Annotated in this window: 22 protein-coding genes; 7 read left to right on the top strand and 15 right to left on the bottom strand. The window is 60.3% G+C overall.

The window, feature by feature from the left end:
• Positions 1-4: 4 nt before the first annotated feature.
• Positions 5-1,492 (bottom strand): metalloprotease TldD, encoded by a 1,488-nt coding sequence (gene tldD, locus CPA56_RS07735; protein ID WP_182041412.1) that lies wholly within the window; start codon positions 1,490-1,492, stop codon positions 5-7.
• A gap of 161 nt (positions 1,493-1,653) precedes the next feature.
• On the opposite strand from tldD, the gene glnA reads away from it, so the two are divergent.
• The gene (gene glnA / locus CPA56_RS07730; protein ID WP_182041411.1) at positions 1,654-3,114 is read left to right on the top strand and encodes a type I glutamate--ammonia ligase; all 1,461 of its coding nucleotides are present in this window, start codon (positions 1,654-1,656) and stop codon (positions 3,112-3,114) included.
• A 170-nt stretch (positions 3,115-3,284) separates the two neighbouring features.
• On the opposite strand, the gene CPA56_RS07725 is transcribed toward glnA, so the two are convergent.
• The 9 genes from CPA56_RS07725 to miaA form a co-directional block, all read right to left on the bottom strand.
• A complete protein-coding gene (locus tag CPA56_RS07725; RefSeq protein WP_182041410.1) occupies positions 3,285-4,247 on the bottom strand; it encodes an ROK family protein in 963 nt (320 codons plus the stop codon).
• A 23-nt stretch (positions 4,248-4,270) separates the two neighbouring features.
• Entirely contained in the window at positions 4,271-4,573 is a 303-nt protein-coding gene (locus CPA56_RS07720; RefSeq protein WP_182041409.1) for a putative quinol monooxygenase, read from the bottom strand.
• A gap of 246 nt (positions 4,574-4,819) precedes the next feature.
• The gene (locus CPA56_RS07715) at positions 4,820-5,962 is read right to left on the bottom strand and encodes a glycine cleavage T C-terminal barrel domain-containing protein (RefSeq protein WP_182041408.1); all 1,143 of its coding nucleotides are present in this window, start codon (positions 5,960-5,962) and stop codon (positions 4,820-4,822) included.
• A 119-nt stretch (positions 5,963-6,081) separates the two neighbouring features.
• Positions 6,082-6,915, bottom strand: coding sequence for a 3-methyl-2-oxobutanoate hydroxymethyltransferase (gene panB / locus CPA56_RS07710; RefSeq protein ID WP_182041407.1), 834 nt, complete (start codon positions 6,913-6,915; stop codon positions 6,082-6,084).
• Positions 6,916-6,938: 23 nt separating this feature from the next.
• Positions 6,939-7,814, bottom strand: a complete 876-nt coding sequence (speE, locus tag CPA56_RS07705; RefSeq protein WP_182041406.1) for a polyamine aminopropyltransferase — start codon at positions 7,812-7,814, stop codon at positions 6,939-6,941.
• 179 nt (positions 7,815-7,993) lie between these two features.
• Complete coding sequence (speD, locus tag CPA56_RS07700) at positions 7,994-8,476, bottom strand: adenosylmethionine decarboxylase (protein ID WP_182041405.1); 483 nt, start codon at positions 8,474-8,476, stop codon at positions 7,994-7,996.
• A gap of 188 nt (positions 8,477-8,664) precedes the next feature.
• A complete protein-coding gene (ilvC, locus tag CPA56_RS07695) occupies positions 8,665-9,684 on the bottom strand; it encodes a ketol-acid reductoisomerase (RefSeq protein WP_182041404.1) in 1,020 nt (339 codons plus the stop codon).
• Positions 9,685-9,819: 135 nt separating this feature from the next.
• Complete coding sequence (gene ilvB / locus CPA56_RS07690; protein WP_182041403.1) at positions 9,820-11,598, bottom strand: biosynthetic-type acetolactate synthase large subunit; 1,779 nt, start codon at positions 11,596-11,598, stop codon at positions 9,820-9,822.
• A gap of 39 nt (positions 11,599-11,637) precedes the next feature.
• Entirely contained in the window at positions 11,638-12,621 is a 984-nt protein-coding gene (gene miaA, locus CPA56_RS07685) for a tRNA (adenosine(37)-N6)-dimethylallyltransferase MiaA (protein WP_182041402.1), read from the bottom strand.
• Positions 12,622-12,665: 44 nt separating this feature from the next.
• Between miaA and serB the strand changes: the two genes are divergently transcribed.
• Positions 12,666-13,559 (top strand): phosphoserine phosphatase SerB, encoded by an 894-nt coding sequence (gene serB, locus CPA56_RS07680; RefSeq protein ID WP_182041401.1) that lies wholly within the window; start codon positions 12,666-12,668, stop codon positions 13,557-13,559.
• A 55-nt stretch (positions 13,560-13,614) separates the two neighbouring features.
• Here the strand turns inward: serB and CPA56_RS07675 are convergent, their stop codons facing one another.
• Positions 13,615-14,169: a DciA family protein gene (locus CPA56_RS07675; RefSeq protein ID WP_182041400.1), complete on the bottom strand. Its 555-nt coding sequence runs from the start codon at positions 14,167-14,169 to the stop codon at positions 13,615-13,617.
• Between the two features lie 124 nt (positions 14,170-14,293).
• On the opposite strand from CPA56_RS07675, the gene CPA56_RS07670 reads away from it, so the two are divergent.
• On the top strand, positions 14,294-15,379 hold the full coding sequence (locus CPA56_RS07670; RefSeq protein WP_182041399.1) for an A/G-specific adenine glycosylase: 1,086 nt from the start codon (positions 14,294-14,296) through the stop codon (positions 15,377-15,379).
• An 84-nt stretch (positions 15,380-15,463) separates the two neighbouring features.
• On the opposite strand, the gene wrbA is transcribed toward CPA56_RS07670, so the two are convergent.
• Complete coding sequence (wrbA, locus tag CPA56_RS07665; protein ID WP_182041398.1) at positions 15,464-16,060, bottom strand: NAD(P)H:quinone oxidoreductase; 597 nt, start codon at positions 16,058-16,060, stop codon at positions 15,464-15,466.
• A gap of 128 nt (positions 16,061-16,188) precedes the next feature.
• A complete protein-coding gene (locus CPA56_RS07660; RefSeq protein ID WP_182041397.1) occupies positions 16,189-17,106 on the bottom strand; it encodes a LysR family transcriptional regulator in 918 nt (305 codons plus the stop codon).
• A 177-nt stretch (positions 17,107-17,283) separates the two neighbouring features.
• On the opposite strand from CPA56_RS07660, the gene CPA56_RS07655 reads away from it, so the two are divergent.
• Together CPA56_RS07655 and CPA56_RS07650 are read left to right on the top strand one after the other, a co-directional pair.
• Positions 17,284-17,988, top strand: a complete 705-nt coding sequence (locus tag CPA56_RS07655) for a pirin family protein (RefSeq protein ID WP_182041396.1) — start codon at positions 17,284-17,286, stop codon at positions 17,986-17,988.
• Between the two features lie 99 nt (positions 17,989-18,087).
• Positions 18,088-18,729: a hypothetical protein gene (locus CPA56_RS07650; protein WP_182041395.1), complete on the top strand. Its 642-nt coding sequence runs from the start codon at positions 18,088-18,090 to the stop codon at positions 18,727-18,729.
• Between the two features lie 116 nt (positions 18,730-18,845).
• On the opposite strand, the gene CPA56_RS07645 is transcribed toward CPA56_RS07650, so the two are convergent.
• Both CPA56_RS07645 and CPA56_RS07640 read right to left on the bottom strand, forming a co-directional pair.
• Positions 18,846-20,285 carry a catalase gene (locus CPA56_RS07645; RefSeq protein ID WP_182041394.1) on the bottom strand — a complete coding sequence of 480 codons (1,440 nt, stop codon included), beginning with the start codon at positions 20,283-20,285 and terminating at the stop codon, positions 18,846-18,848.
• Between the two features lie 327 nt (positions 20,286-20,612).
• Positions 20,613-21,698: a CorA family divalent cation transporter gene (locus tag CPA56_RS07640; protein WP_326831314.1), complete on the bottom strand. Its 1,086-nt coding sequence runs from the start codon at positions 21,696-21,698 to the stop codon at positions 20,613-20,615.
• Between the two features lie 291 nt (positions 21,699-21,989).
• On the opposite strand from CPA56_RS07640, the gene ahcY reads away from it, so the two are divergent.
• Positions 21,990-23,288, top strand: coding sequence for an adenosylhomocysteinase (ahcY, locus tag CPA56_RS07635; protein WP_182041393.1), 1,299 nt, complete (start codon positions 21,990-21,992; stop codon positions 23,286-23,288).
• An 88-nt stretch (positions 23,289-23,376) separates the two neighbouring features.
• The gene (locus CPA56_RS07630; protein ID WP_182041392.1) at positions 23,377-23,772 is read left to right on the top strand and encodes a DUF3597 domain-containing protein; all 396 of its coding nucleotides are present in this window, start codon (positions 23,377-23,379) and stop codon (positions 23,770-23,772) included.
• The last annotated feature ends 60 nt before the right edge of the window (positions 23,773-23,832 follow it).

Raw genomic sequence — 23,832 nt, 5'->3', positions numbered from 1 at the left:
TTCTTCAGGAAGCCGTCCCACCGACCGTCAGGCCGCTGACCTTCAGCATAGGCTGGCCCACGCCCACCGGCACGCCCTGCCCGGCCTTGCCGCATGTCCCTATGCCGGGGTCCAGCTCCATGGTGGGACCAATCATGCTGATCTGCTCCATCACGGCCGCTCCGGTGCCGATCAAGGTGGCACCACGCACCGGTGCCGTGATCCTGCCATCCTCGATCAGATAGGCTTCCGAAGCGGCGAAGACGAACTTGCCGGACGTGATGTCGACCTGCCCGCCACCAAAATTGCGGGCATAGAGACCCTTCTTCGTGGAACGGATCATCTCCTCCTCCGACGAACTCCCCCCGGTCATGATGGTATTGGTCATGCGGGGCATCGGCGCATGGGCATAAGACTGACGGCGGCCATTCCCCGTCGGTGCCACCGCTGTCAGGCGGGCATTCAGCCGGTCCTGCATGTAGCCCTGCAATATCCCGTCCTCAATCAGCACGGTCCGACTGGTGGGTGTACCCTCATCATCCATGTTCAGGGACCCGCGACGCTCCGGCAGCGTCCCGTCATCCAGCACGGTCACACCCGGTGCAGCGATGCGCCTGCCAACACAGCCGGAAAAAACGGAAGTCCCCTTCCGGTTGAAGTCACCCTCCAGCCCATGACCGATGGCCTCATGCAGCAGAATGCCCGGCCAGCCAGCCCCCAGCACGACCGGCATGTCTCCCGCCGGGGCCGCCACGGCTTCCAGATTCACCAGAGCCTGCCGAAGAGCCTCCTGCGTCATGGCCTGCCAGCAGGCCGGGTCCAGAAGACGGGACAGGACATACCGTCCCCCCTGTCCGGCACGACCACTCTCCCTCCGCCCGTCATGTTCCACCACGACGGAGATGTCGAGCCGCACCAGCGGCCGCACGTCCACCAGCGGGCCGGCCTGTTCCTTCTGGAGGAAGGAGGGTCGCAGGATACGCACGACCTGCCATTCCGTATGGAGTGTCGCATTCACCTGCACGACCCGACGGTCCAGCCCCCGACCATAGGCATCAATTTCCCCCAGAAGGGCAGCCCGTCTGGCAAAGTCGCTGCCTTCCGACGGATGCATCGCACCATAAAGGGCGGCACGCCGGTCCGCCTCCCCGGCCTCGACCGGACGAGTTCGAGGTTTCTGATCGGGATCGAGAGCCGTACGCTCCACGCTGCCCAGCCCTTCGGCCGCCCGCCTCAGGGCATCCATGCCCAGAATGTCCGAATGGGCGAAAATGGTCTGGCTGCCCGTCACGCCCCGCAGGCCAAACCCTGAAGAACGGTTGAACCCGACATTCCGCAGCAGGCCATTCTCCAGCCCCAGCGTTTCCTCTTCCCGATATTCCAGGAACAGCTCGCCATCATCCAGGCCGGACAGGCTGAGAGAGAGCTGCCGGTTCACCTCATCGTGACTCCACGGCAGGGCCTCGTGAAAAAACAGGGAATCAGCGATTTTTGTCAGGGAGGACTCAGACATGACCACCAGAAGAGCTTTCCGTACGGTACAGATACCGGGAATTATAAGAAACCGGGGTGGCACTGTCTCATAAAATGAAGTTTATGAGCAAGCACTCGACAGACGGTCAATTGTCCCTTAATCGTTTTGGTATCAGTCCAAAAATTGCGAGGCACGCAGCCATGGCAAAAAAAGCAGTTTCCTCTCCTTCCGCACAACGCCCTTCTCCTCAGAAAGCCGCCATCCAGCGCGTTTTTGAGCTGATCGAAGAGCATGGCATCGAGTTCGTCGATCTCCGCTTCACCGACACGAAGGGCAAATGGCAGCACACCACGCAGACTGTCCGCACCATCGAGGAAGACACCTTCACCGAAGGTTTCATGTTTGACGGCTCCTCCATCCAGGGCTGGAAGGCCATCAACGAGTCCGACATGGTCCTCCTGCCGGACCCGGAAACGGCCGTGGTTGACCCCTTCTCCGCCCGCCCGCAGCTCATCCTGATCTGTGACATCATCGACCCCAGAACGGGTGGCTATTACAATCGTGACCCCCGTGCGACAGCCAAACAGGCCGAAGCCTACCTGAAGAAGAGCGGCCTGGGTGACACGGCCTTCTTCGGACCGGAAGCCGAATTCTTCATCTTCGACAGTGTCCGCTTCGGCACGGGTGAGAATTACGGCACCTACCACCTCGACAGCGTCGAAGGGCCGGAAGCGGCCATGAAGGACTACCCGGAAGGCAACATGGGCCACCGCCCTGCCCGCAAGGGAGGCTACTTCCCCGTGCCGCCAGTGGACAGCGAGCATGACCTCCGTGCCGAGATGCTGGCCACCATGGGCGAGATGGGCCTGCCGATCGAGAAGCATCACCACGAGGTGGCCCGCAGCCAGCATGAGCTGGGCACGGCCTTCGCCACGCTGGTGAAGTCAGCCGACTTCATGCAGATCTACAAATACTGCGTGCACAACGTCGCCCACTCCTACGGCAAGACGGCCACCTTCATGCCGAAGCCCATCTATGGGGACAACGGCACCGGCATGCATGTGCATCAGTCCGTCTGGAAGAATGGCAAGCCGCTCTTCGCCGGCAAACGCTATGCCGATCTCTCCGATGAGGCCCTGTACTACATCGGCGGCATCATCAAGCACGCCAAGGCCCTGAACGCCTTCACCAACCCTTCCACCAACTCCTACAAGCGGCTGATTCCGGGCTTTGAAGCCCCCGTGCTGCTGGCCTACTCCTCTGCCAACCGCTCGGCCTCCTGCCGCATTCCATACGCCACAAGCCCAAAAGCAAAGCGTGTCGAGGTCCGCTTCCCCGACCCGACGGCCAACCCCTACCTCGCCTTCAGTGCCATGCTGATGGCCGGTCTGGACGGCATCCGCAACAAGATCCATCCGGGCGAAGCCATGGACAAGGACCTGTACGAGCTGCCGCCGGAAGAGCTGAACATGATCCCGACCGTCTGCGGCTCCCTGCGTGAGGCTCTGGAATCCCTGAAGACCGACCATGCCTTCCTGCTGGAAGGGGATGTCTTCACCAAGGACCAGATCGAAAGCTACATCACGCTCAAGATGCAGGAAGTGCACCGCTTCGAACACACGCCGCATCCGGTCGAGTTCGAGATGTACTACTCCGTCTGATACCGTTCCGGGTCCTGCCTGCTCCCCGGAGCAGGCGGCCCCTGCCGGACAGGAAACCGCCCGTCTTGCATGAAAGACGGGTGGTTTTTTTCTGTCTGATGCAGCCATGAAAAAGGGCCTTTCCCTCAAACAGGAAAGGCCCTTTCATCACCGCAGGAAGAACGGTCTGCTCAGGCCTTCGAGGCCTTGGGAGCACCACTCTCCGCCACATCCCACAGCCATGCGGCACCACGCACGCCGGAGCTGTCGCCATGACGGTTCTGTACGATCGGTGTCGTGCAGGGGGAGGTGATCACATAGCGGGGCAGCAGCTTGGGCACACGCTCATAGATGCTGGGAAGATTGGACACACCGCCCCCAAGCACGATCACGTCAGGGTCAAGGAAGTTGACAGCCTGGGCACAGGCACGGGCAAAGCGGTCCATGTAGAGGTCCAGTGCACGGATGGCCGCCTCGTCCCCGTTGCGGGCAGCTTCCTCAATCCCGTTCGGAGAGCGGTTGCCTTCACCCTTCCACTCGGCAGCCAGAGCCGGACCACAGAGATACCGTTCCTGACAGCCTTCATTGCCGCAGAAACATTTCCGCATGGGCATGTCTTCCTGCTTTGCCCACGGCAGCGGAATATGCCCCCACTCACCGGCAATGTGATGATGACCGGAGAGCACCCGGGCATTGGCCACGATGCCACCGCCCATGCCTGTCCCGATGATCACACCGAGAACGGTCGAATAGCCCGCACCAGCCCCATCGGCCGCCTCGGACAGGGCGAAGCAGTTGGCGTCATTTTCGACACGCACGGGCCGCCCTAGGCTCTCCTCCACATCCCGCTTGAAGGGATTGTTGTTCAGCCATGTGGCGTTGGAGTTGCGGACAAGCCCCGTCTCGGGAGAGAGGGACCCCGGAATGCCGATGCCCAGCGTGGATGTCAGCTGTGTCCCCGTGATGCGATGGGCCGGCACGCAGCCGATCTGGTCCTCCGCCTTCAGGACGAGGTCCCGGATGGCCTCGATGGCCTTGTCATACACTCCCGGGTTGGGGATGCGCTCACGCAGCACCTCCCTGCCACCACGGTCCAGCGCAAGAATCTCTATCTTCGTGCCGCCAAAATCAATTCCCAGACGATAGTCAGCCATTGGTGATTCTCCCTAATTCCAGCTTACGAGGCAGGGTGCAGAGGCTGCTGGCGGATGACCTCCAGCACGGCATCATGTTCCTTGGCGTAGCTGGCCAGAGCGGCGAAATGGTCGCTGGCCAGATGCTCCTCGAAACCGGCCTGACTGGCCCATATCTCACTGACCGTGAAACGGCCCTTCTTCTCGGCATCACGGGAAATCTCGTAACGCTGACAGGCCTTCTCTTTCAGCGAATGTCCGGCACAGACCTGCACCATCTTCTCAAGCTCGGCTGCCCTGCTCTCTGAAATGGTAATCAGTGCCAGGATATGGATGGTCTCACTCATCTCGACTCTCCTCGAGTTCCCACGCTCAGCAGGTGTGAACACGCTGAGCAAAAAAACGGCTTTTGACAAGACACGTTCCCGTCACGCCTCCCGGCAGGGGAAGGTCACCGGACATGCCATGTCCAAGCTTCAATATGAGCATGAGCCTCGACAAAAAACAGGGCCATGTAAAGCCCTGTCTGGAAAACTGGCACCTGACCTGCACCCCCGTGGCAGATCAGGCTCCATTCATCATGAAACGCCGTCTCAGTGGCCCGTCTGGGGAACGAATGGCAGGGGCGTGACGACCACGGTACGGGGCTGTCCCTCGCCATCAACGGCAAAAAGCCGTGTACCTTCTGCCGCATGAGATGGCATGACATAGCCCATGCCGATCATGGCCCGCAGCGTCGGGCTGAAACAGCCGGACGTGATACGCCCCACCTGATCCGTCCTGGCCTCATCAGAGAACAGCTCCACCCCACTGGACAACAGGACAGCTTCCTCGGGGCGCAGACCGACACGCTGGCGGTAGACCCCGTGCTCCATCTGCCCCTCGATCGTCTCGGCACCGGGGTAACCACCGGCCCGTTCTCCTCCGGCACGACGGCAGGCAGCGATGCTGCCCACGAGAGCAGCCTCCACGGGAGACGTGGTCCTGTCGATGTCGACCCCATACAGGCACAGCCCGGCTTCCATCCTCAGGCTGTTCCGTGTCTCCAGCCCGGCCGGTTCAACCTCGGCCTCAGCGAGGAGACGGCGGGCGAAGACTTCCGCCTGTTCAGCCGCTATGGAGATGTCGAACCCTTCCATCCCCGTATAACCAAAGCGGGACACGATGATGACGCCGCCTTCCCATGACAGTTCGAGACTGTCCCGATACTTCATGCCCGTGATGGCGGCGGGGTCCAGAACACGGGCCAGCACCCCGGCCGAGGACGGCCCCTGAAGGGACAGCATGGCCCGGTCGAATTCCCGGATCAGCCTGCATTCCCCGCCAAGGGCATTCTCAAGATAATCCGCATTGTCTTCCCGGTTCTCACCATTCAGCATCAGCAGGAAATCGTCCCCCAGCCGGGAAATGGCGAGATCATCACGGATGCCCCCATGATCGGTCGTCAGGAGGCCATACCGGACCCTGTTCTGGGCGAGGCCCCGGATGTCCAGTGGCATGAGAGCCTCGAGGGCTTCGGCGGCAACGGCAGGATCACCCTCCTTGGCACGGACACGCACCTGCCCGAGGAAGGAAATGTCGAACAGCCCGGCCTGCCTGCGGGTGTGGAGATGCTCGACCTCCATGCCGGAAGGGTAACTCTCTGGCAGGGCATAGCCTGCATACCCCCCCATCCGGGCATTCAGTTCCTCATGAAGAGCCTGAAGGGGGCTGGGCTTCAATGTCTCATCCGTCATTCTGTATTCATCCTGTAGGGACAGGGGGAGCCGTCACTCTGCCAGCTTCGCTTCCCTCTGACAATCCGGGTCAGATCAGTGTCACGACCGCCCTACCTCACCGATGAGGCAGAAACGGGTCAGTCCTTCGACTCCAGAGCCGCCAGGACCTCAGGCTTCATGCTCACGCTCTGCGCCTGTGTCGGGAAAGACCCTTCCTCAACCTGACGGACATAATGGGACAAGGCCCCGACCATCTGCTGGCCGATCTCTGCAAAGCGATGGGCGTGACGAGGAGATTTGCCTTCAAAAAGACCCAGCACGTCATGCCAGACCTGCACCTGCCCGTCACAGCCCGGGCCAGCCCCGATCCCGATGGTCGGGATGGTCAGTGCCCTGGACACCAGAGCAGCCAGTTCGGCCGGGATGACCTCCAGCACGATGCCGAAGGCCCCGGCCTCTTCCAGCGCACGGGCATCATCCAGAAGTTTACGGGCGGCCTCGACCTGCTTCGCCTGCGCCCGCAGGCCGATCTGATGCTGGGACTGCGGTGTCAGACCCAGATGCCCCATGACGGGCACGCCCATTTCCGTCAGCCGACGCACGACCGGTGCGATCTCCCGGCCCCCTTCCAGCTTCAGGGCCTGTCCGCCGCCCTCCTGCATCACACGGCGGGCCGCATCCACGGCGTCCTGCTCGGTGGCATAGGACAGGAAAGGCAGGTCGACCACGATGAGAGCCTTGTGGCTGCCCCGGCGGACCATCCGGGCGTGATAGATCATGTCCTCAACACACACGGGCAGGGTCGTGTCCCGCCCCTGCATGACCATGCCCAGGGAATCTCCCACCAGAATGGCCGGCACACCCGCCTGCTCGGCGATCAGGGCCGAAGCGTAGTCATAGACCGTGAGCATGGCGATCCGCCGACCCTCATCCTTCATGGTCTGGAAGTCTGCGATTGTAGTCCGGCGCATGGTGGGGATCCTTCTCTAGGCCCTCATGAACGAGGGAGGTTCTGGGCGATATAGGGAGGCAGGCTGAAAGAGGCAACATGCACCTCCGGCGTCCAGTACTGGCAGCCTTCCGCAATGCCCTGTGCACGACGGGCCAGCTCGGCCACGTCCGGACGGTGCGGCGGTGCTCCCTTCTTGGCCATGCCCAGCGTCATGAACCCGCCGACATAGGTCGGCACGGCAGCCAGATAGGCCGTGACATGCGGGAAGAACTTCGCACGGCGGGCGGTTGTCTCCCTCAGCTCGTCCGCCTGCTGGAACGGCACGCCACACTGATTGACGATGATCCCTTCATCCGAAAGGATGCGGGCGCAGTTCTCGTAAAAATCATCCGTGAAAAGCACATCACCCACACCGATCGGGTCCGTGCTGTCCACGATGATGACATCAAAGGCTGCATCACCAGATTTCTTGACGTAATCGATCCCGTCCCCAACGATGACCTCAGCCCTCAGGTCATTCCACGCATCCTTGCCAAACATCGGCAGGTGCTGCTTGGAGAGTTCGATCACGTCACCATCAATTTCCACCATGACGGCTTTCTCGACCGTCCTGTGCTGGAGAACACGACGCAGCACACCACCATCACCGGCCCCGATGATGAGAACACGTTTTGGGTTCGGATGCATGAAGAGCGGCACATGAGCCAGCATCTCCTGATAGATGAACTCATCCCGCTCCGTGATCTGCACGATACCGTCCAGCACCAGCACACGGCCATGGCTGCTGCTCTCGAAAATGCGGATGTCCTGAAACGGGGACTTCCTGTGGGCCAGCTCTTTCACGATACTGAAACGCTGACCCCAGTCGGGATAGAGGGCCTCGTTGAACCAGGCCCCGGAAGACGTGCCAGACGTCATGGTGGCATCCTTTCTTCATCATGAAACTGCGGCTGCCGTGCCCCACCACGGAAGGGCACGGATGATGCACAGCTTCTTACCCCCGCTCCCTCATCCAGCATGGACGCTGACCAGCGAACAGGAACATTCTTGGAATCTTTTGGAAATTGAGGGGAAAACCCGACCTTTCCTGATCCGGCTTACCGGCCCGTATGCCGTGTCTCGCTGACACGCCCACGTCTGAAAGCATCAATCTCCACACGTCCCGCCTGGAACAGCTCCTGCATGACAGGGACGGACATGTTGGGATCGCACACACCGCACATGAAAATGTCAACGGCGGCAAAATGACGCTCAGGCCATGTATGGATGGAGATGTGGCTCTCGGCCAGTACCAGCACACCAGACACACCGCCATTGGGCGTGAAATGATGGAAATGACCATGGAGAATGGTCGCCCCGGCTGCCTCGGCAGCACGCCTCAGAGTGGCGTCGATCTGATCGGGGTCATCCAGATTTCTGGCATTCCAGAAATCGATGAGAAGATGGTTCCCTGCGTAGGTGATCCCATCACGCTTGATGAAAAAGTCCTTACAGTCCTCAAAGACCGTATCGATTGCTTCTGTGTTCTGGATATCTCTCGGAAGGTCCGATTCCATCCCCAGTCGAGCAAGTGCGTCCATAACGTACCCCTGAACCAGCAGATTGCCGCATCCTCACCCAATGAAGGAGCGGAAGGCTTGACGTCTAGGGGAATATAACCCTCAAGGCAACTCTATTCTGCCTTTATGAACCGAAAATGCCCAAATGAAGCCACAATAAAAAATGGGGAGGAAAACCCTCCCCATTCATGAAAGCCAGTCATCAGCCCTCAGTTGCGGGTCTTGTCAACCAGCTTGTTCTTGGCGATCCACGGCATCATTTCACGCAGCTTTGCGCCAACCTTTTCAATCTGGTGCTGTTCATCACGGGCACGGGAGGCCTTGAAGCCCACATTACCGGACTGGTTCTCCAGAATGAAGTTGCGCACGAAGGTTCCATTCTGGATGTCCTTCAGCACCTCACGCATGGCCTCCTTGGCGGCCGGGGTCACGACGCGCGGCCCGCTGACATACTCGCCATACTCGGCTGTGTTGGAGATGGAATAGTTGACGTTGGAAATGCCGCCCTCATACAGCAGGTCCACGATCAGCTTCATCTCGTGCAGACACTCGAAATAGGCCATCTCCGGGGCGTAACCGGCTTCCACCAGCGTCTCGAACCCGGCCTTGATCAGCTCGATCGTGCCACCGCACAGCACGGCCTGCTCACCAAACAGATCGGTCTCCACTTCCTCACGGAAGCTCGTCTCGATCACGCCAGCACGGCCACCACCAACGGCGGAGGCATAGGCCAGAGCCACATCCTTGGCCTGACCGGAAGCATCCTGATGCACGGCCACCAGGCAGGGCACGCCGCCGCCACGCTGGTATTCGGAACGCACGGTATGACCGGGGCCCTTCGGAGCGATCAGGAACACGTCCATCTCGGGAGTCGGCTCGATCAGACGGAAATGGATGGCCAGACCATGAGCGAACACCAGAGCCGTGCCGGGCTTCAGGTTCGGGGCCAGCTGTTCCCTGTACAGGGCGGCCTGGCCTTCATCCGGCGTCAGGATCATCACGACATCGGCCCAGGCTGCGGCCTCTGCCGGAGTGACGACACGGAAGCCCGCTGCTTCCGCCTTGGCCTTGGCCTTGGATTCCGGACGCAGTGCCACGACGATGTCCTTCACGCCGCTGTCACGCAGGTTGTTGGCATGGGCATGGCCCTGGCTGCCATACCCGATGATGGCGACCTTCTTTTCACAGATCAGATTGATGTCCGCATCACGATCATAATAAACACGCATGACTTTCTTCCTTCCTCACGACAGGTACAGGCCCTTCAGTCATCCTGCACCAGAATGGGGAGACACTCCCCGGACATGAAACACTCATCCGGCCTTCCCGCCCCGGACAGGACGGGCTGGCCGGTAAAACTTCATTCAGACGAGGCGTTTGCCTTCTTCCGTCAGCTCGGCCCCACCGAAGACACGCCCCGGCCCCAGAAGCATCTGGTCGTGGCTGGCCCCGGACGGGATCATCGGGAAGCAGCATTCTTCCTGCTCCACATGCACATCCACCAGCACCGGTCCCTCATGGGTCAGCATGGTCTTGATGGCCTCATCCAGCCCGCCCAGCGTCTCGACCCGCAGACCACGGATGCCGAACGATTCCGCCAGCTTCACGAAGTCCGGCAGGGCTGCGCTGTAGGACTGGGAATAGCGGGAATCATGCACCAGCTCCTGCCACTGCCGCACCATGCCCATGTACTGGTTGTTCAGGATGAAGATTTTCACCGGCAGGCGGTACTGGGCGATGGTTCCCAACTCCTGAATGTTCATCAGGGTGGACGCCTCACCGGCGATATCAATCACCAGCCCGTCAGGATGGGCGATCTGTGCCCCCACGGCAGCAGGCAGACCATAGCCCATCGTGCCCAGACCACCGGATGTCAGCCAGTGATTGGGCTCATCAAACCCGAAATGCTGGGCGGCCCACATCTGATGCTGCCCCACCTCGGTGGAGACGAAACAGTTCCGCCCGCTGGCCTTCACCTGCTCGTACAGGCGGCTGATGGCATATTGCGGCTTGATGGTGGCCGTGGCGGCCCTGTCCTGCTCGAATCCGAAACCATCGACGGCCCGCCACTGGTCGATCTCCTGCCACCAGCCGGACAGGTCCGGGGCCGCACTATCCCCCCAGCCTTCCAGAAGGGCATGCAGCGTGGCTTTCAGATCACCCTTCAGGGCCACGTCAACCTTGATGATCTTGCCGAATTCCCGGGGGTCAATGTCCGCCTGTATCTTGAAGGAATGAGGCGAGAACCCGTCAACACGGCCCGTCACCCGGTCATCAAACCGGGCACCCAGGGCAACCAGCACGTCGCAGTCATGGGCCGCCATGTTGGCTTCCACGGCACCATGCATGCCCAGCATCCCCAGAAAATGATCACTGGAGGAGGGATAGGCTCCCAGCCCCATCAGGGTGGATGTCACGGGGAAACCGGTCTTCTCCGCCAGCTGGCGCAGCAGCTTCGCCGCCTCCGGCCCGGCGTTGATGACACCACCACCGACATAGAGCAGGGGCCTGCGGGCCTTCTTCATGGCCTCGACGGCCTGACTGACCGCCTGAGCATCCAGAGCCGGAGCCGCCTTTTCCTCTGCCACTTCCGCTGGACGAGGCGGCAGGGGAGCCTCGGACACCGTGATGTTCTTGGGCAGGTCCACCAGAACCGGGCCGGGACGGCCGGAGCGGGCCAGAGCGAAAGATTCCCGCATTGTCGGGGCCAGAGCCTCGGCCTCCCGCACCTGAACACTCTTCTTGGTAGCGGGTCGGGTGATGCTCACCATGTCCGCTTCCTGAAACGCATCCTTGCCGATCAGCGGCACGGGCACCTGCCCGGCCAGACAGACCAGCGGGATGGAATCCATCTTCGCATCCATCAAGCCGGTCACGGCATTGGTCGCACCGGGGCCGGACGTCACCAGCACCACACCAACCTTGCCGGTGGAACGGGCATAGGCCTCGGCCGCATGGGTTGCCGCCTGCTCGTGCCGGACCAGAATGTGCCGTATCTTCTTCTGCCTGAAGAGGGCATCGTAAATGGGAAGGACCGCACCGCCCGGGTAGCCGAAAATGACATCCACGCCTTCTTCCTCAAGAACACGTAGAATGACTTCAGCACCTGTTGCCATCATGGGAACCGTCTTGCTGGCAGGCATGGCGTCTGTCCTTTCGCCGTTTAACGCAACGCTTCTGCTCTATCGTCCCGAAGCAGGCCCGTCAATTCTGGATGATATAAAATATTCAATTTCACGTATTTTTTCACTCGAAAAGAACTCTTTTGTGCCGGTTCTTTGAAATATTATTTCGCCATCTCCGTCCCGGCTCAGGGCATGATGGCGGAACCATGTTGCCTGCCTGCGGGTATACCGGCCAATGGCACGGGTGGCAGCCAGCCGGGCCTCCTCCAGGCTGCACTGCCCTTCCAGCACCTGTCCCAGCTCCGGCACGCCATGGGCACGCATGGCAGGAAGGCTGGAGGGCAGGTTCTGCTCCCGCAGGGCTGCCACCTCCTCCAGTGCTCCAGCTGCCACCATGTCATCGAAACGCCGGACAATGGAAGACCTCAGCTCATCACGGGGCGGGTCAAGCCGCAGGGATATGAAACGGTATGGAGCTGCCGGAAGCGCCCTGTCCTGCTGCCATGAGGACAGCCCACGGCCAGTACCTGCCAGAACCTCCCAGGCCCGGCTGATGCGCTGGGAATCCTGCGGGTGCAGGCGGGAGGCCGTCTGCGGGTCGGCCTGCATCAATTTTTCGTGCAGTGCCTCCGGGCCGATCGCCTCCAGCAGGGTCCGAGCCTCCTGCCGGGCCTCATCCCCAGGGTCAGGCACTTCCACGAGGCCATCCGTCAGGGCACGCAGATACATGCCCGTACCACCGCAGAGAATGGGCAGACGCCCGGCCCGGCGGCAGGCCGCCATCTCCTCCAGGGCCTTCTCCCGCCACCATGCCACGCTACCGGGCAGGGCCGCAGGCAGGACACCGTAAAGACGATGAGGAAGGGCGGCCTCCTCCTCCTCGCCGGGGCGGGCCGTCAGGATGCGCAGGTCCCTGTAAACCTGCATGGAATCCGCATTGATGACCGTACCACAATACAGGTCTGCCAAATGAAAAGCCAAAGCCGACTTGCCCGAACAGGTCGGCCCCGCCACAATGAGGGCGTTTTCAGAAGAGTTCATATCCTTATTCTGCCATATCTTCTGATCTTTTAGCGAGAGATGTCATGTCCCTTCCCTGTGTTCTGACTCTTGTTGCCAATCGCCGCCACGGGACCCTTCCCAAAGAGGCGATCGACATTGCCCGCAATCTTGTCAAAGGTGAATCACCGGTCGTCCTGTCCGAGGGTGAAGCCGTCGACATTTTCTGCCCGCCTCCCGGCCCCGGTGATGCCACGCCTGCAACAATCCGTGCCGCCCTTGCTCCCTACAAGGTCGATGCCATTCTCACCAAGACCCGTGGCCGTCGCAAAGCCGTTCTCGTGTCCGACATGGACAGCACCATCTTCGATGGCGAAACACTGGATGATCTGGCCAAGGCAACCGGCACGGGCGACTATGTGGCCGAAATCACCAAGCGTGCCATGAATGGCGAGATGGAATTCGATGAATCCCTCCGCAAGCGGACCATCGGCCTGAAGGGACATCCGGAATCCCTGCTGAAAGACGTTCTTGAGCATCTACCCTTCACGGACGGCATCAAGGAACTGGTGCAGACCATGAAGGCCAACGGGGCCCGCACGGCCCTGATCTCCGGCGGATTCGACTGGTTCACCGAGCGGGCCGCCAGAAAGCTCGGCTTTGACGAACATTACGGCAACCAGCTTGAGATCAAGGACGGCATCATCACCGGCCAGCTGATCGGTGACATCCTCGGCCCCGATGCCAAGAAGGAGCATCTGGAAGCCATCTGCGCCGAACGTGGCGTCAAGCTCTCCGCCAGCCTGACAACGGGTGACGGTGCCAATGACATCCCCATGCTCAAGGCGGCCGGTCTTGGCATCGCCTATCACGCCAAGCCGAATGTCCGGCAGGTGATCGAACAGCAGGTCAATTTTGCCGGGATGCGCGTCCACCTTTTCGCACAGGGCTACAAGGCTTCCGACATCGTGGGCGGCTGATCGGTCACACTCCGTTTTCGTGTCCGGCTGACGGCACGATCATGGCCCGTCGTTCTCAGAAACGGCGGGCCTTTTTTGTCCCCTGCCTTCTGGCACGGATATGTCCCCCCAGACGGGCCAGCGTCTCTTTCAGTCCGTCATCCTCGATGCCACTCACGGGAACAGGAGCAGCCTCTTTCCACACGTTCCGGGGAGGAGGTGACGGTCTACGCTGGACAGGACGGTCCTGCACCAGCTTGATGTGATGCAGGGCCTCATCCCCATGAAGACCGCAGGCCGTGTTGATGTTGGCCAGAATGCGGGGGGCCGCATACTGCATCTCCACCGCAGCCGGGCCGCAGCAGCGTATGGTCAGCACACCGGGCCGCAGACGGCAGGGTTCGCTCACCTCCGCCAGAGCCGGACCGACCAGCGTGTCCCACTCCATGAGCAGACGCACATAGAGCGGCGATTTCTTGCGGAAAATGGGTTTTGTCAGCGCAGGCAGGAATGCTCCGATCATGCGGGCCGTACCCCGGCGGCGTCCCGTCCAGCCTTTTTCTTCCGGTTTCCCTTTCCCCTCTGAAACCGGGGAACGGGTCGGCCCCTTCATGCTGTCATCTTCTGCCATCTCTGACCTGTCCCGTCATGCTTCCTGCTCGAACTCCTGCCCCATCATCACATAACCATATGGAGATGATCCAGAACCTTATGTCCTCTTGCCCCGATGCCGTTTCTTCGTCATAGACACCGACGTGACACCTGATTCCTCCCTTCTCCTTCACTGGTATGACCGTCATCGCCGCACGCTGCCCTGGCGGGCCGCACCCGGGCAGCAGGCGGACCCGTATCATGTCTGGCTGAGCGAGATCATGCTCCAGCAGACAGTCGTGCAGACGGTCATTCCCTATTACCAGCGGTTTCTGGCCCGTTTTCCGACAGTTGATGCCCTGGCGGAAGCTCCGCAGGAAGAGGTGCTCCAGCTCTGGGCCGGGCTGGGCTATTACGCACGGGCACGGAATCTTCATGCCTGTGCTCAGGCCGTTCATAAGCTGGGGGCCTTTCCCGATACGGTCGGAGGGCTGCAGACACTCCCCGGCATCGGGGCCTATACATCCCGGGCTATTGCCGCCATTGCCTTCAATGTTCCGACTGTTCCGGTCGATGGCAATGTGGAGCGCATCACGGCCCGTCTCAATGCCGTGGAGGACCCGCTGCCCGCTGCCCGTCCCCTTCTGACCCGCCTTGCCAGCCATCTGAACGATGATCCGGCAGCACAAGCCCGTCCCTCCGATTTTGCACAGGCCCTGTTCGATCTGGGGGCCAGCCTCTGCTCACCCCGCTCGCCCTCCTGCCTGACATGCCCGTGGCGGGACTGCTGCATTGCCAATGCCCGCAACATGGCGGAAATTCTCCCCGCACGACAGAAGAAAAAGGCACGCCCCACCCGCCATGCCATCCTCTTCCGTGTCATTGACCCGGAAGGGCATGTCCTCCTCCGGTCACGCCCGCCAGAAGGCCTTCTTGGCGGGACGGACGAACTCCCCGGCACGCCATGGTCGGAGGAAAAAAACACGCCATCCCCGGCCGAGCTGATGGAAACGGCCATCTCCCGCCACGCTCCCATGCAGGCACAGTGGGATGACTGCGGAGAAGTGAAACACATATTCAGCCATTTCACGCTGCTTGTCCGTGTCTACGGCTGCACACTCCCCCGAAAGAGCAACTATCCCATCGGGCCGGAACACGGACGGTTCCGCCCCCTGAAGGACGCCATCCTGTCCAGCGTGATGAAGAAGTGCCTTCTGGTCGGGAAGCATCACAGACCTGCAATCGACTGACATGTTCCACATGAAACATGAAAAAGGAGGCCGGAACCGGCCTCCTTCTGTTCCTTCCACGCAGGCAGGCGGAAAGTGAAAACCTCAGGCCAGCTTCCTGACCAGATCGGCCACATGCTCACCAAGGAAACGGGCACCCTCCAGCTCCGTCTCACTCGGCTGGCGGGAGCCGTCACCACCGGCAACCGTCGTGGCCCCGTATGGGGCACCGCCGACAATCTCATCATTCCGCATCTGCCCCTGGAAGCTGTAAGGCAGACCGCTGATGACCATGCCATGATGCAGCAGGTTGGACATCAGGGAATAGAGCGTCGTTTCCTGACCACCATGCTGGGTCGCCGTGGAGGTGAAAACGGCTCCCACCTTGCCGATCAGTGCTCCCTTGGCCCAGAGGCCACCGGTCTGGTCCCAGAAATTGGCCATCTGTGAAGGCAGACGCCCGAACCGGGTCGGTGCCCCGACGATGATGCCATCATACTCGACCAGTTCATCCGGAGAGGCAACGGGAGCCTCCTGTTCCAGCTTGAAGTGATTGGCCTTTGCGGCCTCTTCCGGCACCAGCTCCGGCACGCGCTTCACGACGGCCTCAACACCGGCAGCCCGCACGCCTTCCGCAATGTTGTGGGCCATGGTCTCCACGTGACCGTAAGAGGAATAGTAGAGTACGAGAATTCTGGACATGTCAGCGATCCTTTCCTGACTCTCCCCATGAGGGAAGACTGAAACCTGGACCAAGGGTAGGCCGCTTTTCCTCCTTCTGAACAGGCCAGATACAGAAAGGAAGCCTTTCAGATTTTGCAGCATCCGGTTCAGTCAGGCAGACGCCACGGCGGAGCCCCGAACTGCCGGATGAGATGCTCCATCAGCAGGCTGACCCGCTGAGGCCGCAGTTTTGTCGCCGGTGTGACGAGATAGAGGGCAATGTCTTCCACCTGCCAGCCCGGCAGCATCTCCCGCAGCCGCCCCTCCCGGATGGCCCCGCTCACCATGAAATCCGGCATCAGTCCAAATCCCAGCCCGGCCTCCAGGGCAGGCAGGAAACCCTCAGCATTGTCGGACTGGAGCCGTGCCGTCTGCGTCAGTGTATGGACCGCCCCCGTCGCCTTTTCCGTCAGCCTGATGATGCCGCAGGATGAACCGTTGGAATAGACGAAGCTCTTCTGCTTCTCCAGCTCCCTCGGATGGACAGGATTCCCCTGACGGGCCAGATAATCTGGCGAGGCCACAAGAAGACGCCGCACCGTACACAGCCTGCGGGCCTTGAGGGACGAATCCCCCAGCGTGGCAATCCTGACGGCCAGATCGTACCCTTCCGACACCAGATCAACGAAACTGTCCGTGAAGCTGATGGCGATATCAATGTCCGGACAGGCCGCCAGAAAAGACGGCAGGGCTGCGGAGACATATCTGAGGCCAAAAGTGGTGGGAGCCGTCATCCTGATGAGGCCGGACGGCCGCACCCGTCCTCCCCTCACCTCATTCTCCGCCGCTTCCGCCTCCAGAAACATGCGGTTGGCCCTCTCCAGCACGAGCTGCCCCGTCTGGGTCATGGACATGTGGCGGGAGTTGCGGCTGAACAGGGCCACGCCCAGAGATTCTTCCAGACGGCTCACTGCCTTTGAGACTGTCGGAGGGGACAGCTGAAGCTCCTTCGCTGCCCGGGAAAATGAACCATGCTCCGCCACCTTGGCGAAAATGGCCCACGCCTCAAAATCAGGCATTTTCATATCTTCATCATTCCATCACGCATCATGCCGGTGCCCTGCCTGTAACGGTCTTCCCAGAATCTCACAAAGGAGGGTGACATGAAAATATGGCAACAATGCTTTTCTTCCGTTTCTGTATGAAGCATCCCTCTACCTTCCTACATTGTTCCCATCTTCATCAAACGGGAGCATCACATCATGATTGACATCCGTCCATTCGAAAAACTCGGCCACGCCAACCACGGCTGGCTGGATGCCCGCCATCACTTCTCTTTCGCCCATTACATGGACCATGACCGCATGGGGTGGGGCCGCCTGCGTGTCTGGAACGATGACACCATCGCCCCCGGCACCGGGTTCGACACCCATCCCCACCGGAACATGGAAATCATCACCTATGTCCGGCAGGGTGCCATCACCCACCGGGACAGTCTGGGCAACATGGGCCGGACCGAGACAGGCGACGTTCAGGTCATGTCCGCAGGAACAGGCATCTTTCATAGCGAACACAACCACGAAGACATCCCGACACGGATATTCCAGATATGGATCACTCCAACACGGGGTGGCCACGCTCCTTCCTGGGGGACACGTCACTTTCCCAAAACCGGGCAGACGGGAGACTTCACCGTTCTGGCCTCCGGCTACGCAGAGGATACGGAAGCCCTGCCCATCCATACCGAGGCTCGTGTTCTGGGACTGACCCTGCAACGGGGAGAAAAAGCCCAATACAGTCTTGGCAAAGATCGGCTGGGATACCTCGTCCCTGCAACGGGAAGCCTGCTTCTGAACGGGCAGACCGTCTCCACACGCAGCGGTGCCGCCATCGCCCATGAAGACACCATCACGCTGGAAGCCTTGGACGACGACACGGAAATTGTTCTGGTCGACACCGCCCCATGACCTGAACGGCTCCCTGCCCTGAAAAGATCACCTCCCGTCTGGCATGTTTCCCGTGAAACATATAAGCCTGTAGGCGATCTTGGCAGGGAGCATCATATCATGAAGACCCATCACACCCCGACGGCAGCCACAACGCAGACCATCTGGCTGCTGGATGCCACGGGACAGGTACTGGGCCATGACACCCTACAGGACAGGATCATCCGGCAGCCATTCAGCACGCACACCCTGCCGGGGCTGAGTCTTCAGCTGCATGCCCCCCTGCCAGAGAAAAGCTACAAGGCCCTGCCCATCCGGGCCCATTTCCAGAAACAGACCTCTCTCCCCTTCCCCCTGCCGGACATTGACATCTACCCCACCATGCAGGACCTCGTGGCCCTGCGCTGTCTGGAAGACGGACCAAACTGGGTGGGGCTTGGGCAGGAGGCGCACGAGATCATTTTCAATTCTTCGAAAATGACGGAAAGGGACTATTTCATCCCCCTGACCAGAGAAAGCTTTCTCGGCCTCGTGATGCTTTTTGACCGTAGCCAGGCCGAGATTCGCACTGACGATGGCGCGAAGGTTGAGCCAGCCGTTTTCCTGCCGGACATGCCCTATGGGGTCTGTCTGGAGAGCATGGCCATCCCCCTCGCCGGCAACATGAGCATCATCAGACAGCTGGGCCAGCTCCCGGCCGGTGAGACCATGACCCTGATGTTTCAGGAGGACTGTTCCTTCACGGTGAAACGGCTCGGCTGAACAGTCGGCCTCTTTTCCTCGCCCGACATGAAAAAAGGCCCTCAGGGAGAAGCTTTCCCTGAGGGCCTTCTTCATCCTCCCCCCAGTTTCAGGAAGGGAGGATCAATGAAGGGTCTTCAGCCCTTCAGTGCCTTGCGGACACCTTCGGCATAGGCGGGGTCGATCTTCTCGAAGAGACCCAGCTGACGCTCGACGATGTTCTGCGGCACGCCAGCCATGGCACCGGCAATGTTGTTGTACAGACGCTGCTTCTGGGCATCATCAAAGAGATGATACAGGGCCCGCGGCTGTGCGAAGTCGTCACCATCGCTACGGTGATCGTAGTAGGTGGCATCCCCGCTCACGCGCAGCGGCGGCTCCATCGCAGCCTTGTCCTCGACCGGACCACCGAAGGAGTTCGGCTCGTAGAAGTCACCATCGCCACGCTTCGGCTCATCAAAGCGCATGGCACCATCAAGATGATAGTTCTTCACCTTGAACTTCGGACGGTTGATCGGCAGGGACTCGTAATGCGTGCCGACACGGTAGCGGTGAGCATCCGCATAGGCGAAGATACGGCCCTGAAGCATCTTGTCCGGAGAGAAACCGATGCCCGGCACGATGTTGGACGGGGAGAAGGAAGCCTGCTCAACCTCGGAGAAGTAATCATCCGGGTTGCGGTTCAGTTCCAGCTCACCGACTTCGATCAGCGGGTAGTCCTTGTGTGACCAGACCTTGGTCACGTCAAACGGGTTGAAGTTGACGCGCTCGGCCTCTTCCTCTTCCATCACCTGGATGTAGAACGTCCATTTGGGGAAGTTCCCCTTCTCGATGTTCTCGTACAGGTCTTCCTGGGTGGATTCACGGGTCTTGGCCACGACCTCAGCGGCTTCCTCGTTCGTGTAGAACTCGTGGCCCTGCTGGGTCTTGAAGTGGAACTTCACCCAGAAACGCTCACCCTTGGCATTCCACAGCGAATAGGTGTGGCTGCCATACCCGTTCATGTTGCGGATGCCCTTGGGAATGCCACGGTCGGACATCAGGATCGTCACCTGATGCAGGCTCTCCGGGCTGAGGGACCAGAAGTCCCAGGCTGCCGTGGCAGAACGCAGGTTGGTGCGGGGATGACGCTTCTGCGTATGGATGAAGTCCGGGAACTTGATGGGATCACGGATGAAGAAGACCGGGGTGTTGTTGCCCACCAGGTCCCAGTTGCCGTCATCCGTGTAGAACTTCAGGGCCCAGCCACGCACGTCACGCTCGGCATCGGCAGCGCCACGCTCACCGGCCACGGTGGAAGCACGCAGGAACATGTCCGTCTTCTTGCCGACCTCGGAGAAGATGGACGCACAGCTGTACTTCGTGATGTCCTTGGTGATGGTCAGCGTTCCATGAGCACCAACGCCCTTGGCGTGCACGGTACGTTCCGGAATACGCTCACGGTTCTGGTGAGCCAGCTTCTCGATCAGCTGGTAGTTCTCCAGCAGGAGTGGGCCACGGGGACCGGCAGACTTGCTGTCCTGGTTGCTGACCCACGGTGCACCTGCGGTCGTACGGATGATGTTCTTATCAGACATCTAAAGGACTCCTTCCTTCTATCTGATTTTGGAAGATAGGTATCAACTGCAGGAAAAGGAAGATGATTGATCCTGTTTCTCTAATAAACAGTCCTGATCCAGTCCGGTATCAACCTTTGATTAAAGAGGGTAGGCATGTTTTCGGAAGCTGTCCATCCCTCTCCACTTCAAAAACGGCATGAAGCAGTTCCTGATTAAACGCTTCCAGCAGGACTTCATCCATCTTGTTGAGAATGACACGCAGTAACTTCTTTTCGGTTATTTCAGTTATCAGCTGAACTTTTCAGACCATGTGACCAGAACAGGCCATTTACTGTCCTGTCACCTTCAGAACAGCCGGGCCATTTTCATGAAAATGAACGTCACGGCCATGGCCGCCACACACAGCCCACCAGCAAAGATGGTCCCCAGCCCACCAGAGGCCAGAAACATCCCCCCCGTATTCATGCCAAAGAATCCCGTGACCAGCGTGGCCGGCAGCATGAGGGTCGTCACGATGGACACGATGCACAGGCGGCGGTTGGTTTCTTCCGCCTGACTGGACGCCAGCTCATCCTGCAGGGACCGTGCCCGGTCCTGCAGGGCGATGAGATCATCAAGGGCCGCATGTATCTGCCGCTCCGCCCGGTCCCTGAGATCATCCTCGGCCCATTCCGGCAGTTCGAGGTCCTCATCCCGCAGGACACGGTCGATCGGCATGACCACACGCCGCAGCTCCGTCGACCGGCGACGCACCTTACCTACGATGCCACCAAGATGCCCGAGATCGGACCCGTGAACGATGGCCAGAAGGACATCCTCCGCCCTGTCCAGCTCATCATCCAGCTGCGCCAGCTGACGGCGGACCGTCCCGGTAAAGTCCCTCAGGACACGGTCAATCACTCCGGCCGGATTGCGGGGCACGCCCTGTGTCTGGAGGGAGCGGTAGGCCGACCCCAGCACGGGAATGGGCGTGCGCCGTGTCGTAATCAGGATGTTCTGCCGCATGGCAAACCGCCATGCACAGATTTCCCGGTCCTCTTCCGCCAGGGCGTCATCAAAGGCAGGCAGGGCACCCCATACCGTGTCATCCGCAGCTTCCAGGGCGATGCCATAATCCGTCTCGGCCAGCATGGTGCCGACATCTTCCGGCATCCCGGGCAGACGCCCCACGGAACTGCGGGCGGAACTGTGGACCGTGTCAAAATGCAGCCAGCACCATCCCCCTTCCCCCGACACGGCCTCATAACCTTCATTCCCGGGAGACTGAAGGATGCGCTGCACGTCCTCGACTTCCAGCGGCCTGATCCCCTTCCCCGGCACGGCCTCGACGGCCCAGACAAGCCCCTTGATCCGGGCCATGGGGTGGCTGCTGCCCTTCAGGGAAGGGTCGATGACCGTGAAAGAAAAGTTCGGAACAGTATTGTCGGGCACAGCCACCCCCCATCACGGCTTTCCTGCCCGGATATGGAAGCGGCAGGCCATACCTTCCGCCGGGAGGAGCCGATCGTCCAGACATGTGGATACCGCCCGTTCTCTGGCACGTTGCCCGGAGTGACGCAATATGGAGGCTGCCATTTTCTGGCAGAAAACTGTTGCCCCGTGCTTCTTTCCACCCTTCCGGCAAGGCTCTATAGTTTTCCCGATGCCTGAACCGTGAACAGGCCCCGCCTTTCCCGCGGTTCCATCCACATTCATCAACTGCAGAAAGCTGAGGAAACACATATGGCTACGCAGGACTACAAGGTTCGTGACATGTCCCTGGCCGACTGGGGCCGCAAGGAAATCTCCATTGCCGAGGGCGAAATGCCGGGCCTGATGGCCCTCCGTGAGGAATATGGCAAGAGCCAGCCCCTCAAGGGTGCCCGGATTGCCGGCTGCCTGCACATGACCATCCAGACCGCCGTGCTGATCGAGACGCTGATCGCCCTTGGGGCCACCGTCCGCTGGTCTTCCTGCAACGTGTTCTCCACACAGGACCAGGCTGCCGCCGCCATCGCTGCCGCCAACATTCCCGTTTTCGCCTGGAAGGGCATGAACGAGGAGGAATTCATCTGGTGCATCGAGCAGACCATCAAGGGGCCGGATGGCTGGACCCCCAACATGATCCTTGATGACGGTGGTGACCTGACGACCCTCATGCATGAGAAATACCCCGAGCTCCTCAAGGAGGTCCGTGGCATTTCCGAGGAAACCACGACGGGCGTGCATCGCCTCTGGGACATGGAGCGCAAGGGGCTGCTCAAGGTTCCGGCCATCAACGTCAATGACAGCGTGACCAAGTCCAAGTTCGACAACCTCTATGGCTGCCGTGAGAGCCTCGTGGATGCCATCCGCCGTGGCACCGATGTCATGATGGCCGGCAAGGTGGCTGTTGTGGCCGGTTATGGTGACGTGGGCAAAGGCTCTGCCGCTTCCCTCCGCAGCGCAGGCTGCCGCGTGCTGGTGACGGAAGTTGACCCGATCTGCGCCCTTCAGGCTGCCATGGAAGGTTATGAGGTCGTCACGATGGAAAATGCCGCTCCCCGTGGCGACATCTTCGTGACCTGTACCGGCAACGAGGACATCATCACCATCGAACATATGCGTGAGATGAAGGACCGGGCCATTGTCTGCAATATCGGGCATTTTGACAGCGAGATTCAGGTCTCCGCCCTGCGCAATCACAAATGGACCAACATCAAGCCGCAGGTTGATGAGATCGAGCTGGCCCCGAACCGCCGCCTCATCCTTCTCTCCGAAGGCCGTCTGGTCAATCTGGGCAACGCCACAGGCCATCCGTCCTTCGTGATGTCCGCCTCCTTCACCAACCAGACGCTGGCCCAGATCGAACTCTGGAATGCAAAACCGGGCCAGTATGAGGCAGGAAAAGTTTATACTCTGCCAAAAATCCTTGATGAAAAGGTTGCTGCTCTCCATCTTGCAAAAGTGGGAGCCACGCTCTCCAAAATGACACAGGCCCAGGCGGACTATATCGGGGTTTCCCCGACCGGGCCGTTCAAACACGATCTGTACCGTTACTGATCACATTTCCATCACGGTCCCTGCCCGCCTCCCCGGCGGCAGGGGCCAGACTGACCATTCATTCCTGATTTCAGGAAAGGAGCATATCATGGGTCTTTTCAACGACATCGTCACCAAGGTTTCCGGCTTCGCCAAGAGCCTGTTCGGGTCTTCCTCTGCCGAAGCCGCCGACACCCCGCAGCCTGATGCCGCTCCGGCAGGCGACGCCGCTGCTCCGTCCATCGCCCAGGTGGATGTGGATGCCGTCCTGAAGGAACTGGCCGCCAAGGCCGGCCAGCCTCTGAACTACAAGGAATCCATCGTCGACCTGCTCAAGCTTCTGGGCCTCGACAGCTCCCTGAAGGCCCGCCAGATCCTGGCTGACGAGCTGCATTACAGCGGGGACAAGAACGACACGGCCACGATGAATGTCTGGCTGATCAAGCAGGTCTACACCGAGCTGGCCAACAATGGCGGCAAGATTCCTGCTGGCTGGGGTCACTGATCCCGCTCCTGTCAGTCTTCCTGCGCTGACCGGATGAAGAGAAACCCTCCGTCCATATTC

The sequence above is a fragment of the Bombella mellum genome, assembly GCF_014048465.1.
GTDB lineage: Bacteria > Pseudomonadota > Alphaproteobacteria > Acetobacterales > Acetobacteraceae > Bombella > Bombella mellum.
Note: the sequence above shows the minus strand (reverse complement) of the source record. Positions and strands in the feature narration are given on the sequence as shown.

Bases quoted from the DNA above. Each gene is read 5' to 3' on its own strand.
- tldD (WP_182041412.1), bottom strand. From the start codon at position 1,492: ATGTCTGAGTCCTCCCTGACAAAAATCGCTGATTCCCTGTTTTTTCAC.
- glnA (WP_182041411.1), top strand. From the start codon at position 1,654: ATGGCAAAAAAAGCAGTTTCCTCTCCTTCCGCACAACGCCCTTCTCCT.
- CPA56_RS07725 (WP_182041410.1), bottom strand. From the start codon at position 4,247: ATGGCTGACTATCGTCTGGGAATTGATTTTGGCGGCACGAAGATAGAG.
- CPA56_RS07720 (WP_182041409.1), bottom strand. From the start codon at position 4,573: ATGAGTGAGACCATCCATATCCTGGCACTGATTACCATTTCAGAGAGC.
- CPA56_RS07715 (WP_182041408.1), bottom strand. From the start codon at position 5,962: ATGACGGATGAGACATTGAAGCCCAGCCCCCTTCAGGCTCTTCATGAG.
- panB (WP_182041407.1), bottom strand. From the start codon at position 6,915: ATGCGCCGGACTACAATCGCAGACTTCCAGACCATGAAGGATGAGGGT.
- speE (WP_182041406.1), bottom strand. From the start codon at position 7,814: ATGACGTCTGGCACGTCTTCCGGGGCCTGGTTCAACGAGGCCCTCTAT.
- speD (WP_182041405.1), bottom strand. From the start codon at position 8,476: ATGGACGCACTTGCTCGACTGGGGATGGAATCGGACCTTCCGAGAGAT.
- ilvC (WP_182041404.1), bottom strand. From the start codon at position 9,684: ATGCGTGTTTATTATGATCGTGATGCGGACATCAATCTGATCTGTGAA.
- ilvB (WP_182041403.1), bottom strand. From the start codon at position 11,598: ATGCCTGCCAGCAAGACGGTTCCCATGATGGCAACAGGTGCTGAAGTC.
- miaA (WP_182041402.1), bottom strand. From the start codon at position 12,621: ATGAACTCTTCTGAAAACGCCCTCATTGTGGCGGGGCCGACCTGTTCG.
- serB (WP_182041401.1), top strand. From the start codon at position 12,666: ATGTCCCTTCCCTGTGTTCTGACTCTTGTTGCCAATCGCCGCCACGGG.
- CPA56_RS07675 (WP_182041400.1), bottom strand. From the start codon at position 14,169: ATGGCAGAAGATGACAGCATGAAGGGGCCGACCCGTTCCCCGGTTTCA.
- wrbA (WP_182041398.1), bottom strand. From the start codon at position 16,060: ATGTCCAGAATTCTCGTACTCTACTATTCCTCTTACGGTCACGTGGAG.
- CPA56_RS07660 (WP_182041397.1), bottom strand. From the start codon at position 17,106: ATGAAAATGCCTGATTTTGAGGCGTGGGCCATTTTCGCCAAGGTGGCG.
- CPA56_RS07655 (WP_182041396.1), top strand. From the start codon at position 17,284: ATGATTGACATCCGTCCATTCGAAAAACTCGGCCACGCCAACCACGGC.
- CPA56_RS07650 (WP_182041395.1), top strand. From the start codon at position 18,088: ATGAAGACCCATCACACCCCGACGGCAGCCACAACGCAGACCATCTGG.
- CPA56_RS07645 (WP_182041394.1), bottom strand. From the start codon at position 20,285: ATGTCTGATAAGAACATCATCCGTACGACCGCAGGTGCACCGTGGGTC.
- ahcY (WP_182041393.1), top strand. From the start codon at position 21,990: ATGGCTACGCAGGACTACAAGGTTCGTGACATGTCCCTGGCCGACTGG.
- CPA56_RS07630 (WP_182041392.1), top strand. From the start codon at position 23,377: ATGGGTCTTTTCAACGACATCGTCACCAAGGTTTCCGGCTTCGCCAAG.